Source organism: Janthinobacterium sp. HH102, assembly GCF_001758625.2.
Classification (GTDB): domain Bacteria; phylum Pseudomonadota; class Gammaproteobacteria; order Burkholderiales; family Burkholderiaceae_D; genus Janthinobacterium.
Genome location: NZ_CP062062.1, coordinates 2,740,934 through 2,757,004, shown reverse-complemented (window position 1 = coordinate 2,757,004; position 16,071 = coordinate 2,740,934). Strand labels below are relative to the sequence as shown.

Sequence of the window (16,071 nt, the reverse complement as noted above, 5' to 3'; positions counted from 1 at the left end):
CGCCGCCTGGCAACATGGGCAACCTGTCTTGCTATGCCGCCTTGCGCCAGCCATGCATCAGCCCATGCGCAGCCAGCCCCGCCGCCAGTCCCCACAGGGCGCCGCCCACGCCCAGCAGGGTCACGTTCGCGGCCGTAGCCAAGAAAGTAATCAGGGCCGTTTCGCGCATGCGCACGTCCGCCATCGCCTGCGCCAGGCTGTTGCCGATGGCGCCCAGCAAGGCCAGGCCCGCCAGCGCCGTGATGAAGGGGCGCGGCAAGACCATGAACAGGCTGGCCAGGGTCACGCCAAAGATGCCCACGAGGATGTACAGCACGCCGCACGCCAGGCCCGCCACATAGCGCTTCGACGGGTCCGCATGGGCATCCTTGCCCGTGCAGATGGCGGCCGTGATGGCAGCCACATTGAAGGCGTGCGCGCCGAACGGCGCCATGAGCAGCGAACCGAGGCCCGTCACCGTCAAAATCGGATTGGCGCTGACGGCGTAGCCGTCATTGCGCAGCACCAGCATGCCGGGCATGTATTGCCCCGTCAGCGTAATCAGGAACAGGGGCAGCGCCACGCCCAGCAGCGACGCCACGGAAAAGCGCGGCATCTCGAACACGGGTGCGGCCAGGGCCAGTTCGATGCCTTGCGCATCGATGCGCCCCTGCGCCAGCAGCAGGGCCAGGCCGATCAGCATGATGCCCACCACGGCAAAACGTGCCGTGAAACGGCGCAGCACGGCGTACGACAGCAGCAATACGACGACCAGCACGGGATCGGCGCTGGCGCCGCCAAACGCGTTGACGCCAAACTGCAGCAGGATGCCGGCCAGCAATCCCGCCGCGATGCCGCCCGGTATCAGCCGCACGAGGCGCTCGAAGGCGCCGGACATGCCCAGCACAATGAAGGCGATGGCGGAAATGATATAGGCGCCGATCACCTCGGCATACGGCGTATGCGGCATGACGGTGGCCAGGAAAGCCACGCCGGGCGTGGACCAGGCCGTGATGATGGGAGCGCGGTAGCGGTAGCTGAGCCAGATGCCCGTCACGCCCACGCCGATGCTCAGCGACCAGACCCAGGACGCCGTCTGCGCGGCGCTCAGCTGGGCCAGCTGGGCCGCCTGGAACACCAGCACGAAGGTGCCGCCATAGTTGACGAGGACGGAGATGAAGGCCGCCATGATGGGGGACGCCAGGTCGCGCCAGCGCGCCTGCGCCATGTTATCGATCGAGGCCGATGGTGTGGAACTTGTCTGCATGCGTGTGCCCTTGCCTGATTGTGAAAAGGGGCATCTTAGCTTTCGCATGGACTGCTCAGACAGGCCAATTTATTCACATCCAACAGACCACTTGAACAATCAACCCAGCGCGCGCGCCAGGCGGACGATGCCGCTGTCGATCTCGTGCGGCGTGAGCGCCGCAAAGCCCAGCAGCCAGCCGCCGCGTTCCGGCGGCGTCGCGTACAAGCGGCTCAGGCCAGGCAGCACGATGCCCGCCTGCGCCGCCAGGCGCAGCGTGTCCAGCTCGTCCCTGCCTTCGTGCAGCAGACATGGCATCTGCAAGCCGCCCGGCGGCAGCTGCGCCGTGACGACGTGCGGCAAATGCCGCTGCACGGCCTGCGCCATCGCATCGCGGCGCACGGCGTAGACCTTGCGCATGGCGCGCACATGGGCCGCGAAATGGCCATCGGCGATGAAACGGGCCAGTGTCAGCTGGTCCAGCTGCGGCGTATGACCATCGAGAATGCTGCGCGCATACGTCATCGGTTTCACCAGCGCGGGCGGCAGCACCATGTAGCCGATGCGCAGACCGGGATACAGCGACTTGGCGAAGGTGCCCAGGTAAATCGTGCGCTGCTGTGCGTCGAGCCCCTGCACGCAAGCCGTCGGCAAGCCCGCGTAGTGAAACTGGCTGTCGTAATCGTCTTCGATGATCCAGCCCTGGCGCTCGGCCGCCCAGGCAGTCAGCGCGAGGCGGCGCTCGAGCGCCAGGGTGGCGCCCGTCGGGTATTGATGCGACGGCGTGACATAAATCGTGCTGGCCCCGCTGCGGTCCGCGCGCAGGTGGTCGATGGACAGGCCATGCGCATCGACGGGCACGGGCACGATCTGCAATTGCGCCATCTCGAAGGCCTTGCGCGCGCCGAAATAGCCGGGATCTTCCATCAGGATGGGGCCATGCGCGTCGGCCAGCACCTGCGCGCACAGGTACAGGGCCTGGCGCGTGCTGCTCAGCACCAGCACCTGGCCGGCCGTGGCCCGCGCGCCCCGCTCCAGGTTCACATAGTCGGCGATGGCCTGCCGCAGCGGCTCCGCGCCTTGCGGGTCGCCGTGCAGCAGCATGCCCGCATGGTGTTCGCCGGCCGCCTGGCGCCGCAAGCGCTCCCACACATCGAGCGGAAAGGCCCGCGTTTCCGGCAAGCCCGTGGCAAACGCCTTCACGCTTTGCTGGTCGGCCACGCCGCCGCTGGCGAGTATCTGCGCGCCGCGCGCGCTGAGCGCCATCGGCTGCGCGGACAAGGACGGCAGCGTCGTCGCAGGCTTGCCCAGCAAGCTCGCGCCTATCGTCGGCGAGACGAAACTGCCCGATCCCGCCTGGCGCCGCAGATAGCCATCGAGGCGCAGCTGCGCATACGCCATTTCCACCGTGTCGCGTGACACGCCCAGCGATTGCGCCAGCGTGCGCGTGGCCGGCAGGCGCACGCCGGGCGCCAGCACGCCGTCGAGTATCAGCTGGCGCAGCGCGCGCTGCACGCGCACGCGCAGGTCGAGCGCCGCCAGTCCGGGAGCGGCGATGCGGATTTTCAGGGTGTCGAGTTCGAACTGCGGCGTCATATGGCCTTGGCGCGCGCCGCATCCACGGCCGCCATGCTGCTGGCCAGCGAAAAGCCGTGCTGCTGCAGCACCGCCACCAGCTGTTCGCCGGCGCAGCCCAGGCGCAGGTTTTCCGCCACCCAGTCCTGCCATTCGCGGCTGATGTCCGGCATCGGTTCATCGTCCAAGGTCAGACCGAGTATGCAGCTGGCCAGCAAGCCATTGATGCGCTTCGTGTCGATCAGGTGCTGCACCACCGCGTGGCCCGAGTGGGGGAACGGATGCAGGGTGCAGCGGCCAAATGGCGCCAGGCGCTGTGCGTGCATGGCGTCGAGGTTGACCGATTCGCTGGCACTGCCTCCCGCGTTGGCCGCGTCAGGCCGCGTGCCGAACAGCAGGTGCATCCGCGTATATTCGGTGGCCCTGGCGCGGCACAGGGCCGCCAGGTCGTAATAACGGGAGGCCGGAGGATCCTGCGCCAGCGACTCCATCACGGGCAGCCAGCGCAGCTCGTGATACAAACGCGCCTGCTGCACGTCGAGAAAAGACAGCGGCCCGAAGGCGACGATCTGCTGCGCCTCGAGCAGCAAGCCATACATGACGGCCGCGTACGCGCCCATGGACTGGCCGAGGGTGGTGACGGTACTTGGCGCGATGCGGCGCACGAGATCGCGCAAGGCTTGCGCCGTTTCGTCGACATGATTGCCCAGGCCCGCGATGCGGCGGTGGTACCAGGCATTGCCCGAATCGCGCACGAGGATCTTGTTCAGCGGCTGGCCGCTGGCCTGCTCGAGCTTTCTCAGGCGCCCGTAAAAATCGAAGGCGGGACGCGTCGTCCACGAGACGAAGCCGAAGGCGATGACCAGCGGCGCGCCGGGCACGATGCGGTCGACCAGCACGTCGTCGCCAGTGGTGGCGACCAGTCGGTTATCCAGCGCTTGCGCTTGCAGCATCGGCCCGGCTCCCCGATCAAGGTTAAAACAATGGAAAGCATGAGTGTAATGCCAGGACTGGCAAAATGGAAACAATCGCCGCTGCCGTGCGCTAAACGGCACGGAAAACCTGCTAGTCTGCGGGCATTCCCCCCTCCCAGGAGCCTTCCATGCTGCATCACCTCAAATACCTTTCCCTCGCCGCCGCCATCGCCATGGCCGGCGGCTGCGCCGCCACCTCCGACAGCGCCAGGCCGGACACGGGCCTGACGCCCACGTACAGCCTGACGAATACCTACTGGAAGCTGACGCAGCTCGATGGCGCCCCCGTGACGATGGCGCCCGGGCAGGAGCGCGAAGTGCGCATCACGCTCACCGACGATGGCAAGGTCCATGGTTTTACGGGCTGCAACCAGGTCATGGGCGGCTACACGCTGGCCGGCACGGCCCTGCGCTTCACGCAGCTGGCCGGCACGCGCATGGCCTGCCCGCCGCCGCTGATGCAGCTGGAAAGCGCCGTGCTGGCCAATTTGAACAGCGTGACGGGCTACCGTTTCGATGGCGAGTACCTGATCCTGCTCAAGGATGGCGCGCCCGTGGCCAGGTTTGAATCGGTCTACCTGTGAAATAAAAACCGGCTGCCGTTACAATGGCTTCCAGCCCATCAATTGGAAGGAAGCCATGTCCGCACTGCCCTCGCCGTCGTCATCCCCAACACCATCGGCCGCCGGCCGCTACCGAGCTTTTCTTTTTGACATGGACGGCACCGTCATCAATTCCATCGCCGCCGCCGAACGCATCTGGGGCACCTGGGCGCAGCGCCAGGGCCTCGACGTGGCTGCCTTTCTGCCCACGATCCATGGCGCGCGCTCGGTCGACACCATCGCCAAGCTGCGCTTGCCCGGCATCGATGCGCAGCGCGAATCGCAGGGCATCACGGATGCGGAAATCATCGATGTGGAAGGGATTATTGAAATCGCGGGCGCGCTGCGTTTTTTGACGTCGCTGCCGCCCGCGCAATGGGCCATCGTCACCTCGGCGCCGCGCGCGCTGGCCACGGCGCGCCTGAAGGCGGCCGGCATGCCGATACCCGCGATCATGGTGACGGCGGAAGACGTCAAGGCTGGCAAACCAAAACCCGATTGCTACCTGCTGGCGGCGGAAAAACTGGGCGTGGCGCCCGTGGATTGCCTGGTCTTCGAGGATGCCTCGGTCGGCATCGAGGCGGGAGAAGCGGCCGGCGCGAAGGTCATCGTCGTCACTGCCACGCATGCGCACCCGCTGGCCACGCGCCACCCGGCCATCGCCAGCTATGAAGGCATCGTGGCGACCGTCGATGGCGATGGCTTTATTGTCCTGGCCGAGACGGCTGCAGCACCCGCGACAAGATAGCCTGCTCCAGCGCGGCGAAGGCAGCATGGCCGCGCTGACGGGGCCGCGGCAAGTCCACCTGCACGTCCATCGTGATCTGGCCATCCTCGATCAGCAGCACGCGGTCGGCCAGCGCCACCGCTTCGGCCACGTCGTGCGTCACCAGCACGGCCGTAAAGCCCCGCGCCAGCCACAGCGACTCGATCAGCTGCTGCATCTCGATGCGCGTCAGGGCGTCGAGCGCGCCCAAGGGCTCGTCAAGCAGCAGCAGTTGCGGCTCGTGCACGAGGGCGCGCGCCAGCGCCACGCGCTGCTTCTGCCCGCCCGACAGGGCCGACGGCCAGTCGTCCGCCCGCTCGGCCAGGCCCACCGTCCACAGCGAGGCGGCCGCCGCGCCGACGGAACGGGGCAAGCCCAGGGCCACGTTGTCGAGCACCGTCTTCCATGGCAGCAGGCGCGACTCCTGGAACATGATGCGGATGTCGGGCGCCCCGACACCGCTGCCGATGGCGACGCTGCCTTCATCGATGCTTTCCAGCCCCGCGATCGAACGCAGCAAGGTGCTCTTGCCGCAGCCGCTGCGTCCCACGATGGCGACAAATTCTCCCGCCTCGAGCTGCAGGTCGACGTTTTTCAGCACGGGGCGGCTGGTGTAGGATTTGCTCAGGTTTGCCAGTTCCAGGGGGACGCCACGCCGTTGCAAAGGGGTGGATGGCGCCGTCTTCGCCTGCGGCGGCGCGCTGGCCGGGTCGTACTGCACGAAGTGCGACAAAAAATCCGTTTCGATCTGGATGGGGGCAAGCAGCATGGTGTCCTCTTCAATCATTAGCGGTAAGCGGGATTCCAGCGCAGGCAGTGGCGTTCCAGCCGGCGCGAGAACAAATCGGCCAGCTTGCCCAGCAAGGCGTACAGCAGTATCCCCACCAGCACCACGTCCGTTTGCAAGAATTCGCGCGCATTCATGGTCATGTAGCCGATGCCAGCCTGCGCCGAGATGGTTTCGGCGACGATCAGCAGCACCCACACGAGCCCCAGCGAAAAGCGCACGCCAACCAGAATGGAGGGCATGGCGGCCGGCAGGATCACGTCGCGGTACAAAGGCCAGCCGGACAAGCCATAGCTTTTCGCCATTTCAATGAGACCTTGGTCGGCCGAGCGGATGCCGTGGAAGGTGTTCAGGTAGACGGGAAAGAAGACGCCGACGGCCAGCAGAAAGAGTTTCGCCGTCTCGTCGATGCCGAACCACAGGATCACCAGCGGAATCAGGGCCAATGCCGGGATGTTGCGCACCATTTGCAAGGTCGTGTCGAGCAGGGTTTCCGCATGGCGGAAGCTGCCCGTCAATAGGCCCAGCAGCAAGCCCAGTCCCGCGCCGATGACAAAACCCACCGTCGCGCGCCACAAGCTCGTCTTCAGGTGCAGCCACAATTCGCCCGACACGGCCAGATGCCAGAAAGCCTTCGCCACGGCCCACGGCTCGGGCAGGATGCGGCTCGACAGCCAGCCCCACTGCGCCGCCAGCTGCCAGGCCAGCAGCAGCGCCACGGGCAAGGCCCATGGCGCCAAGACATTCCGCCATGGCGTGCCGGGCAACCTCTTGACGGCGGCCGTCGCCATCTCAGGCCGCCTTTTTCTGCGGCGCGGCCGGCACGATATTGCTGGCCATGACTTCGCCGAAGGGGCCGCTCAAGGACTGCTCGCCCACGGCCTTGCCCTTGCCCAGCAGCGGAAACACCAGTTCGGCGAAGCGGTACGACTCTTCCAGGTGCGGGTAGCCCGAGAAAATGAAGGTGTCGATGCCCAGGTCCGCGTATTCCTGCATGCGCGCCACCACGGTCGGACCGTCGCCGACCAGGGCCGTGCCCGCGCCGCCGCGCACCAGGCCCACGCCGGCCCACAGGTTGGGCGACACTTCGAGCTTGTCGCGCCGCCCGCCATGCAGGGCCGCCATCCGTTGCTGGCCCACGGAATCCATCTTGCCGAAGGCCGCCTGCGCCTTGGCGATGATGTCGTCGTCCAGGTGGCTGATCAGTTCATCGGCCGCGCGCCAGGCCGCCTCGTTCGTCTCGCGCACGATCACGTGCAATCGGATGCCGAAGCGCACCGTACGGCCTTTTTTTGCTGCGCGCGCGCGGATGTCGGCGATTTTCTCGGCGACTGCGGCGGGCGGCTCGCCCCACGTCAGGTACACGTCCATCTGCTCGGCCGCCAGTTCGTGCGCCGGTTCCGACGAGCCGCCGAAATACAGGGGCGGATACGGCTTCTGCACGGGCGGATACAGGGTTTTCGCGCCCTTCACCTGGATATGCTTGCCCTCGAAATCGTAGCCGGCCGCGCCGCCCTCGCCCGCCAGCGTGGCGCGCCAGACCTTGATGAATTCATCGGAAATCTCGTAGCGCTTGGCATGGTCGGCAAACAGGCCGTCCGCTTCCAGCTCGCCCTGGTCGCCGCCCGTGACGACATTGATCAGGAGGCGCCCGTTCGACAAGCGGTCGAACGTGGACGCCATGCGCACGGCCAGGCCGGGCGTGGACAGGCCGGGGCGCACGGCCACCAGGAATTTGAGCTTTTGCGTCACGCTGATCAGGGACGACGCCACCACCCACGCGTCTTCGCAGGAGCGACCCGTCGGCAGCAGCACGCCGTCGTAGCCCAGCGTGTCGGCGGCCACGGCCACCTGGCGCAGATAATCGGCATCGACGGGGCGCGCGCCCTGCGAGGTGCCCAGGTAACGGCTGTCGCCGTGGGTCGGGATAAACCAGAAGACATTCAATGACATGATATTTATTCCTTATTTTGCGCTGGTGGCCAGCTGGCGCGCCGGCAGCAGCGCATCCTTGACAAGGATGGGTTTCGGAATCAGCTTCAGAGCGGAAAACGCGTCGGCCACCCTTTGCTGCGAGGCGATGACGTCAACGGAGACGGGTTTGACGCCATACGCATAGCGCGTAGCGGCCAGCGCCACGACTTCCTTGCCCAGCCCCGTCTGTGCCGACAGGATCGTCGCCACTTCGTCCGGGTTGTTGCGGCCCCAGTCATCGACCTTGGCCACTTCATCGAGCACGATGCGCAGGATTTCGGGATTTTTTTCCGCATACGTGCGCGATGCCAGGTAGAACTGGTAGTTCGCCACCAGGCCCTTGCCATCGGCCAGCACGCGGGCGCCCAGCTGCTTTTCGGCGGCGGCCAGGAACGGGTCCCAGATGGCCCAGGCGTCGACGCTGCCCCGCTCGAAGGCGGCGCGCGCATCGGCCGGCGGCAGGAACACGGGCTGGATGTCGGCGTACGCGACGCCGGCCTTTTCCAGCGCCTTCAACAGCAGGTAATGCACGTTCGAGCCCTTGTTCAGGGCGATTTTCTTGCCCTTCAAGTCGGCCAGGGTACGCAAGCCCGAGCCCTTGGGCACGACGATGGCTTCGCTGGCGGGCGACGCCGGCTCATTGCCGACATACACCAGGTTGGCGCCGGCCGCCTGGGCAAAGATCGGCGGCGCCTCGCCCACGGTGCCGAAATCGATGCTGCCCACGTTCAAGCCTTCCAGCAGCACGGGGCCGGCAGGGAACTCCGTCCATTTCACGCCCACGCCCTGCTCGGCCAGACGTTTTTCCAGCGTGCCGCGCCCCTTCAACAAGGTCAGAGTGCCGTATTTCTGATAACCGATGCGGACCTCCCCCTTGGCCTGCGCCTGCGCCGTGGCCGGCATGCCGGCCGCCATCACGCCGGCAGCGGCGGCAAACAGCAAGCCCAGAGTGGTACGGCGCGAGAGGCGTTGTGCGTGGCGGTGTGTCATGGTGCTTCCTTGGTCGGTGAATAATCAGGCGGCTTGATACTGAGGGGCGTAAGGCTGGTCTTGCAGCGAACGCACGGGTAACGAGATATCGACTGGCGCGGGCGGACGCCGGCCCTGCAGCACGAACAGGCCGGTGGACAGCTCCTCGATACCGGCCTGCACGCGCGCGGCGATCGGCGCGTCCAGGCTCAAGCCCCCCTCTTCGTGCCACGCCAGCTGCTGCGCATTGGCATAGATGCTGGTGAAGACCTGCTTGGCGCCCAGCGCATGCAGCACGGGGCGCAGCGCATAGTCGAGCGCCAGGGTGTGGGCGTGGCCGCCGCCCGTGGCCAGCGGCAGCACCAGCTTGCCGGCCAGACCATCTTGCGGCAGCAGGTCGAGGAAGGCTTTCAGCAAGCCTGTATACGACGCCTTGTAGATGGGCGTGGCGATCACGATGGCGTCGGCGTCGGCCACGGCGCGCACGGCGCGGGCGATCGCCGCGTCGTCGTAGTCGGCCAGCAGCAGGGCGCGCGCCGGCAAGTCGCGCACATGCAGCTGGGCGTAGCTGTGGCTCTGCAGCGCCAGCTGTTCGCCGATATGCAGCAGCAAGCGGCTGGAACTCGATGGGAGTTGCGGGCTGCCGCCCAATAACAAGATGCTCATGTGATGCCCGTCCCTGTACGTGATGGTTTGATTTGGCTACTTGGATGCTTGGATGCTTGGATGCTTGGATGCTTGCAGCCTATCGCCATCAGCGGCCCGATAAAACGAATGCTTTCGCGCTTCGATATGCGTTTTTTGTCTATCCAGGCCTGACGCCCCGCAAGCGAAGGCGCTCATCCCCACATGGCTTTTTTCGCATATCCATGCGCGGTTTTCTTCGTGTACGGCGCGCGCCCGGCGGTGCAATATCGGCGTCATCGTCTTTCTGGAATCCGTCCCATGTCTAGCGCTTTACTCCATGCCGCCCATCCTCAGCCTCCTGTGCCGGAACCCCTGCGGGACGCCATCAGCATCGCCACCGCGCTGGCCGCGCGCCTGGCCGAAACGGCCAATGCCCGCGACCAGGCCGGCGGCCATGCGGCGCAGGAACGCGAATGGCTGCGCGAGTCAGGCTTGCTGACCCTGTCGATTCCCGTGGAATTCGGCGGCCAGGGCGCGTCGTGGCCCCTCGTGTACCAGGTGATCCGCATCCTGGCGCGGGCCGACAGCGCGCTGGCGCATGTCTTCGGCTTCCACCATCTGCAGCTGGCGGGTCTGCAGCTGTACGGCAGCGCGCAGCAACAGCGCCGCCTGCTTACCTTGACCGTTGACGAGCGCCTGTTCTGGGGTAATGCCTTGAATCCCCTCGACAAGCGCGTCACGGCCAGCGACAGCGGCGACGGCTACGTCCTCGACGGCATCAAGAGCTTTTCTTCCGGCTCCGTGGGGTCGGACTGGCTGACCGTCTCCGCCTGGCACGCGCCCACGCAGACGGCACTGATCGCCGCCCTGCCCACGCGCCAGGATGGCGTGACCGTGCAGGCGGACTGGGACTCCTTCGGCCAACGCCAGACGGACAGCGGCAACGTACATTTCCAGGCGGTAGCCCTGCCGCGGGAGCTGGTGCTGCAGGCGCCCGCGCAGGCCGCCACGCCGCAAGCCACGGTGCGCTCGCAGATCGCGCAGCTGATCATGGCGAATCTCTACCTGGGCATCGCCGAAGGCGCGTTCGAAGCGGCGCGCCGCTACACGGGCGAGCAGGCGAAAGCCTGGTTTGCCTCGGGCGTGGCGCAAGCGACGGATGACCCTTTGATACAGCACCGCTACGGCCAGCTGTGGCTCTTGCTGCGTCCCGCGCAAGTGCTGGCCGACGCGGCGGCGCAGGAACTGGAAAAGGTCTTCCGCAAAGGCGCGCTGGTGACGGCGCGCGAACGGGGCTTGCTGGCCGTGGCCGTGGCCGAAGCCAAATGCCTGGCGCACAAGGCGGGACTGGAGATCAGCAGCCAGATGTTCGAACTGACGGGCGCGCGCTCCACCTCGGCCCGGTATGGCTTCGACCGCTACTGGCGCAACGTGCGCGTGCATACCCTGCATGACCCCATCGACTACAAGCTGCGCGACCTGGGACGCTTTGCCTTGACCGGCACGGTGCCCGAGCCGACGGCATATTCGTAAAACCACGGCCTGGGCGAATCGATACATTTGCGCCGCAGGCAATTTAACGGACTTCCGGGGTCAGACCCGGCGGGTCTGACCCCAGTTCTTCACTAAGCAGGAGTTAACATGACCATCGCCCGCCGCAGCATCGTCCTCACCGCCCTGGCCCTGGCCTTGACGGCCAGCTTCGCCCACGCCAAGGACCCGAAAGAGATCACCATCGGCACCAGCGCCGGGCCGTACGCGGACCAGATCAAGCTGGGCATCAAGCCTATCCTGGAAAAACAGGGCTACAAGGTCAAGCTGGTGGAATTCAACGACTACATCCAGCCGAACTTCGCGCTGGCCGCGGGTTCGCTCGACGCCAACGTGTTCCAGCACATCGTCTACCTGAAGAAATTCGCGCTGGAGCACAAGCTGGCCCTGACGGACCTGATCACGATACCCACGGCGCCGATCGCCATCTACAGCAAGAAGCACAAGACCCTGGACGACGTGAAGGAAGGCACGACCGTGGGTTTGCCGAACGATCCGACCAACCAGGCGCGCGCGCTGGTGCTGCTGGACCAGCTGGGCTGGATCAAGCTGCGCGCCAGCTTCGACCCCGTGCGCGCGTCGGAAAAGGATATCGCCGTCAACACGAAGAAAATCAGGCTGCTGCCGCTGGAAGCGGCGCAGCTGCCACGCTCGCTGGGCGACACCGATTACTCTTTCATCAACGGCAATTACGCGCTGGCCTCGGGACTGAAACTGACGGAGGCGCTGGTGGCCGAGAAAATCTCGCCCAACTACATCAACCTGGTGGCCATCCGCACGGCCGACAAGGACAAGCCGTTCGCCAAGGACCTGGCGGCCGCCTACCGCTCGCGCGAATTCCTTGACATCACGAACAAGCACTTTGCCGGCTACTCGAAACCCGACTACCAGCAAGCCTTGCAGACGGCAGCCAAATAAGCCATGGCCAAGACGATACGCTTCAACGCCTTCCAGATGAATACCGTCGGCCACCAGTCGCCGGGACTGTGGACGCATGCGCGCGACCGCAGCCACCGCTATACCGATCCTGCGCACTGGACGGAACTGGCGCGGCTGCTGGAAGCGGGCCTGTTCGACGCGGTTTTTCTCGCCGACGTGCTGGGCGTGTATGACGTCTACCGGGGCAGCCTCGATGCGGCCCTGGAACACGGCGTGCAGGTGCCGCTGAACGACCCGCTGGCCCTCGTGCCCATCATGGCGCAGGCCACCACGCACCTGGGTTTCGGCGTCACCTGCGCCCTGACCTACGAACATCCGTACACGTTCGCGCGGCGCATTTCCACCCTCGACCACCTGACCGGCGGGCGCATCGGCTGGAATATCGTCACCGGCTACCTCGACAGCGCGGCGCGCAACCTGGGCTTGAACCAGCAGCTGGGCCACGACGAGCGCTACGACCTGGCCGACGAATATCTGGAAGTGGTCTACAAGCTGTGGGAAAAGAGCTGGGACGACGACGCCGTCGTCAACGACAAGGCGCGCGGCATCTACGCCGATCCGGCCAAGGTCCATCCGATCAACCATGCCGGGCGCCACTACAAGGTGCCCGGCATCCATTTGTGCGAGCCGTCGCCGCAGCGCACGCCGCTGCTGTACCAGGCGGGCACCTCGCCGCGCGGCACGCGCTTCGCGGCGCGCCACGCGGAAGCGACGTTTGTCAGTGGCCCCAGCAAGACGGTCGTCAAGCGCTACGCCGACGACTTGCGCGCCGCCGTGCGGCAAAGCGGCCGCGATGGCGAGGCGCTGCTGATCTACGCCCAGGCGCTGATCATCACGGGCGCCACGGAAGCAGAAGCGCGCGCCAAGCACGCCGACTATCTGCGCCACGTCAACATCGAGGCGGCGCTGGTGCTGCTGTCGGGCTGGACGGGCGTCGATTTCAGCCGCTATCCGCTCGACGCCACCATCGACTACATCGATTCCCCGGCCGGCCGCTCGGCGCTGGCCTCGTTCAGCCAGGCCGACCCGGACCGCACGTGGACGGTGCGCGAGGCCGCGGAATACATCGGCCTCGGGGGGCGCGGCCCCGTGCTCGTGGGCGACGCGCGCCAGGTGGCCGACCAGCTGGAAAGCTGGCTGGACGAGACGGGCATCGACGGCTTCAATCTCGCCTTCGCCGTGGCGCACGACAGCATGGCCGACGTGGTGGAACACATCGTGCCGGAACTGCAGCGGCGCGGCCGCTACCGCACCCAGTACGAGCAAGGCAGCTTGCGCCACAAGGTCTTCGGCCAGGGCCCGCGCCTGCCCGCCAGTCACGCGGGCCGCCAGGTCAGCATCGCGCCTTTGGCCCCGCCCGGCGCCACGCTGGCCGCCGCCTGAGCGCCTGCTAGCCAGACGACGCCCTGGCCGGCATGACTGCCAGCGTTTGCATCGCGCCCCGTTCCGTGTCAGCATATGTCACACTGGCAACACGGATAAGGATCACAATGCCCCTCACACCACCACGCGCGCTGCTCCTGGCAATGCTGCTGGCCAGCTCCGCCGCCCAGGCGCAAACACCTGCGCCAGCCACGCCGCAGACGCCGGACTGCGAAGTCTGCGCCGCCTGGAATGCCGACCAGACGCCGTTCCGCATCTTCGGCAATACCTATTATGTGGGCGTGAAAGGCCTCAGTTCCGTGCTCATCACGTCGCCGCAGGGCCATGTGCTGATCGACGGCGGCTTGCCGGAATCGGCGCCGAAGATCATCGCCAATATCGGCGCGCTGGGTTTTCGCATCGAGGACGTCAAGCTGATCCTCAATTCGCACGGCCATATCGACCACGCGGGCGGCCTGGCCGAGCTGCAGCGGCGCAGCAATGCGCTGGTGGCCGCCAGCCCGTCGGCCGCGCTGGACCTGGCGTCGGGCGAAGTGGGACCGGACGACCCGCAATACCACGCGCTGCCCAAGTACCCGCCCGTCAAGGACATGCGTCTGGCGCGCGACGGCGGCCAGTTCAATGTCGGCCCGATTCAACTGACGGCGCACGCCACGCCGGGCCACACGCCCGGGGGCCTGAGCTGGACGTGGCAATCGTGCGACGGCCCCCGCTGCCTGAACATGGTCTACGCGGACAGCCTCAACGCCGTCTCGCGCCCCGGCTTCAAGTTCAGCGCCAGCAGCGAGTATCCGAACGCGGTGGCGGACCTGCGCCGCAGCTTCGAGACCCTGGAAAAGCTGCCTTGCGACGTGCTGATCTCGGCCCACCCGGAAGCATCGCAGCTGTGGGAACGCCTGGAAGCGAGCGCCACGGCCGGCAGCGAAGCGTTTGTCGACCCGCAGGCCTGCCGCGCCTACGTGGCGGTGGCGCGCACCTTGCTCGAGGCGCGGCTGGAGCAGGAGCGATAGGCTTGTCAACCGTGCACGCCGGCGCGGCGCGTATCTGCTAATCTGACGTCATTCATTTGAAGAAGGAAATGCCATGTTCAAGATTGCCAGACTGATTCCCCTCGCCGCCATCGTTGCCATCACGGCCGGCTGCGCGCAAACGCCCGTGCGCAGCGACGCAGCCGCTGCGGCGCCAGGCGCCACCTCGCCCGCCAAGCCGGCGCCGAAGCTGGCAGGGACGCAGTGGAAGCTGAAGGAATTGAAGGGCAAGAAAATCGTGCGCAAAGCGCCCGAGCAGCGCGAAGTGACCCTGCTGCTGGCCGAAGGCCGCGCCAGTGGCCACAGCGGCTGCAACCAGATGATGGGCGGCTACACCAGCGATGGCGTCAGCACCTTGAACTTTGGGCAGCTGGCCGGCACCATGATGATGTGCCAGCCGCAGGACATGGACCTCGAGCGCGAGTTGCTCACCACCCTGGGCGAAGTCAACGGCTACCGCTACGCGGACCAGGAACTGTTGCTGCTGAAAGATGGCGTGCCCGTGGCCCGCTATGAAGCGCTGACGGTGAAGTAAACCCAACCGCAAATACCGGGGTCGTACCCTGAGGGTACGACCCCAGTTTCTGCGCTGGGGTTCGTTTTTCCTTTCATTCTTCTCAATCGTTGCGCATCTGCGCCTGCGATACATTGCTATTCGCCGGCACGCTCTGCGTCAGCCACACATTCCCCCCGATAGTCGATCCCGCGCCGATGGTGATGCGCCCCAGCACGGTCGCGCCCGCGTAGATGACCACGTCGTCCTCGACGATGGGGTGGCGCGGCGTGCCCTTGATCAGCGCGCCGGAAGCATCGGCGGGAAAGCGCTTGGCGCCCAGGGTGACGGCCTGGTACAGGCGCACGCGCTGGCCGATGATGGCCGTCTCGCCGATCACCACGCCCGTGCCATGGTCGATGAAGAACGATGCGCCGATGTGCGCGCCCGGGTGGATGTCGATGCCCGTCAGGGTGTGCGCGATGTCGGCGATCAGGCGTGCCAGGAACGGCGCACCGAGCGCGTGCAGCTGGTGGGCCAGGCGGTGGTACAAGATGGCGATGGTGCCCGGATAGCACAGCATGATCTCGGCCACCGAGGTGGCGGCCGGGTCGCCCGCATAGGCGGCCTGCACGTCCGACACCAGCAGGGCGCGGATGTCGGGCAGGCTGGCGGCAAACGCGCGCGTGATGTCGCGCGCCTGCTGCGCCAGCGCTGCGTCGTCGCTGGCGCCGTTCTGTTCATCGCCAGCGGGTATGGAAAATAGCAAGCCGCGCCGCACCTGCTCGCTGAGCCGGTTCAGGGTGGTGTTCAGCGTGTCGCCGACAAAATAGTCGATGCTTTCATCGGTCAGATTCGGACGCCCGTAATGCGTGGGGAACAGGGCCGCCGACAGGCCGTTGACGATGGTGGTGAGCGCTTCGCGCGACGGCAGTTCACGCACCCTGCCGTTATGGCGGATCTTGTGCTTGTCTTCGCGCGAGCTGCGCAGGGCCTGGATCACGGGTCCCAGGTTCCACTGGGCCGTGTCGTCGGCGGGCGCCGCCGGATAAATACTGTGCATGGCGTATCACTTCCAGAAAATGGCCAACAAGCCGGGTCGCCCCAGCTTAACGGTGACGGCAAGCGATGCAAACGAAGAATTTCAAGGTTCCATATACGAAAAACGCATATGGATG

General features: G+C 66.2%; 16 protein-coding genes. 7 read left to right on the top strand and 9 right to left on the bottom strand.

Going from position 1 to position 16,071, the window contains the following annotated elements; genetic code table 11:
* Positions 1 to 31: 31 nt before the first annotated feature.
* The 3 genes from JAB4_RS12655 to JAB4_RS12645 all read right to left on the bottom strand — a co-directional run bounded on the left by JAB4_RS12655 (position 32) and on the right by JAB4_RS12645 (position 3,753).
* Entirely contained in the window at positions 32 to 1,207 is a 1,176-nt protein-coding gene (locus JAB4_RS12655; RefSeq protein WP_070218236.1) for a benzoate/H(+) symporter BenE family transporter, read from the bottom strand.
* 138 nt (positions 1,208 to 1,345) lie between these two features.
* Entirely contained in the window at positions 1,346 to 2,821 is a 1,476-nt protein-coding gene (locus JAB4_RS12650) for a PLP-dependent aminotransferase family protein (RefSeq protein WP_070218237.1), read from the bottom strand.
* On the bottom strand, positions 2,818 to 3,753 hold the full coding sequence (locus JAB4_RS12645) for a hypothetical protein (RefSeq protein WP_070218238.1): 936 nt from the start codon (positions 3,751 to 3,753) through the stop codon (positions 2,818 to 2,820). The genes JAB4_RS12650 and JAB4_RS12645 overlap by 4 nt, the downstream gene beginning before the upstream one ends.
* Positions 3,754 to 3,902: 149 nt before the next feature.
* On the opposite strand from JAB4_RS12645, the gene JAB4_RS12640 reads away from it, so the two are divergent.
* A complete protein-coding gene (locus tag JAB4_RS12640) occupies positions 3,903 to 4,358 on the top strand; it encodes an META domain-containing protein (protein WP_070218239.1) in 456 nt (151 codons plus the stop codon).
* A gap of 55 nt (positions 4,359 to 4,413) precedes the next feature.
* A complete protein-coding gene (locus JAB4_RS12635; protein WP_070218240.1) occupies positions 4,414 to 5,124 on the top strand; it encodes an HAD-IA family hydrolase in 711 nt (236 codons plus the stop codon).
* On the opposite strand, the gene JAB4_RS12630 is transcribed toward JAB4_RS12635, so the two are convergent.
* From JAB4_RS12630 to ssuE, 5 genes are read right to left on the bottom strand one after another with little or no spacing between them, the layout of a single operon-like run.
* Positions 5,081 to 5,911: an ATP-binding cassette domain-containing protein gene (locus JAB4_RS12630; protein ID WP_070218318.1), complete on the bottom strand. Its 831-nt coding sequence runs from the start codon at positions 5,909 to 5,911 to the stop codon at positions 5,081 to 5,083. The two genes, JAB4_RS12635 and JAB4_RS12630, sit on opposite strands and share 44 nt — an antisense overlap.
* A 17-nt stretch (positions 5,912 to 5,928) precedes the next feature.
* Complete coding sequence (gene ssuC / locus JAB4_RS12625; protein ID WP_070218241.1) at positions 5,929 to 6,720, bottom strand: aliphatic sulfonate ABC transporter permease SsuC; 792 nt, start codon at positions 6,718 to 6,720, stop codon at positions 5,929 to 5,931.
* Position 6,721: 1 nt separating this feature from the next.
* Positions 6,722 to 7,882, bottom strand: a complete 1,161-nt coding sequence (gene ssuD, locus JAB4_RS12620; RefSeq protein WP_070218242.1) for an FMNH2-dependent alkanesulfonate monooxygenase — start codon at positions 7,880 to 7,882, stop codon at positions 6,722 to 6,724.
* 12 nt (positions 7,883 to 7,894) lie between these two features.
* Entirely contained in the window at positions 7,895 to 8,893 is a 999-nt protein-coding gene (locus tag JAB4_RS12615) for a sulfonate ABC transporter substrate-binding protein (RefSeq protein WP_070218243.1), read from the bottom strand.
* A gap of 24 nt (positions 8,894 to 8,917) precedes the next feature.
* Positions 8,918 to 9,538, bottom strand: coding sequence for an NADPH-dependent FMN reductase (gene ssuE / locus JAB4_RS12610; protein ID WP_070218244.1), 621 nt, complete (start codon positions 9,536 to 9,538; stop codon positions 8,918 to 8,920).
* 279 nt (positions 9,539 to 9,817) lie between these two features.
* On the opposite strand from ssuE, the gene JAB4_RS12605 reads away from it, so the two are divergent.
* From JAB4_RS12605 to JAB4_RS12585, 5 genes are all read left to right on the top strand, one after another.
* Entirely contained in the window at positions 9,818 to 11,032 is a 1,215-nt protein-coding gene (locus JAB4_RS12605; protein ID WP_070218245.1) for an acyl-CoA dehydrogenase family protein, read from the top strand.
* A 108-nt stretch (positions 11,033 to 11,140) separates the two neighbouring features.
* Entirely contained in the window at positions 11,141 to 11,968 is an 828-nt protein-coding gene (locus JAB4_RS12600) for a MetQ/NlpA family ABC transporter substrate-binding protein (RefSeq protein ID WP_070218246.1), read from the top strand.
* A 3-nt stretch (positions 11,969 to 11,971) separates the two neighbouring features.
* Positions 11,972 to 13,372 carry an LLM class flavin-dependent oxidoreductase gene (locus JAB4_RS12595; RefSeq protein WP_070218247.1) on the top strand — a complete coding sequence of 467 codons (1,401 nt, stop codon included), beginning with the start codon at positions 11,972 to 11,974 and terminating at the stop codon, positions 13,370 to 13,372.
* A 107-nt stretch (positions 13,373 to 13,479) separates the two neighbouring features.
* A complete protein-coding gene (gene bla, locus JAB4_RS12590) occupies positions 13,480 to 14,382 on the top strand; it encodes a subclass B3 metallo-beta-lactamase (RefSeq protein WP_070218248.1) in 903 nt (300 codons plus the stop codon).
* Positions 14,383 to 14,455: 73 nt separating this feature from the next.
* Entirely contained in the window at positions 14,456 to 14,935 is a 480-nt protein-coding gene (locus JAB4_RS12585; RefSeq protein ID WP_070218249.1) for an META domain-containing protein, read from the top strand.
* Positions 14,936 to 15,017: 82 nt separating this feature from the next.
* Here the strand turns inward: JAB4_RS12585 and epsC are convergent, their stop codons facing one another.
* On the bottom strand, positions 15,018 to 15,956 hold the full coding sequence (gene epsC, locus JAB4_RS12580; protein ID WP_070218250.1) for a serine O-acetyltransferase EpsC: 939 nt from the start codon (positions 15,954 to 15,956) through the stop codon (positions 15,018 to 15,020).
* Positions 15,957 to 16,071: the final 115 nt, after the last annotated feature.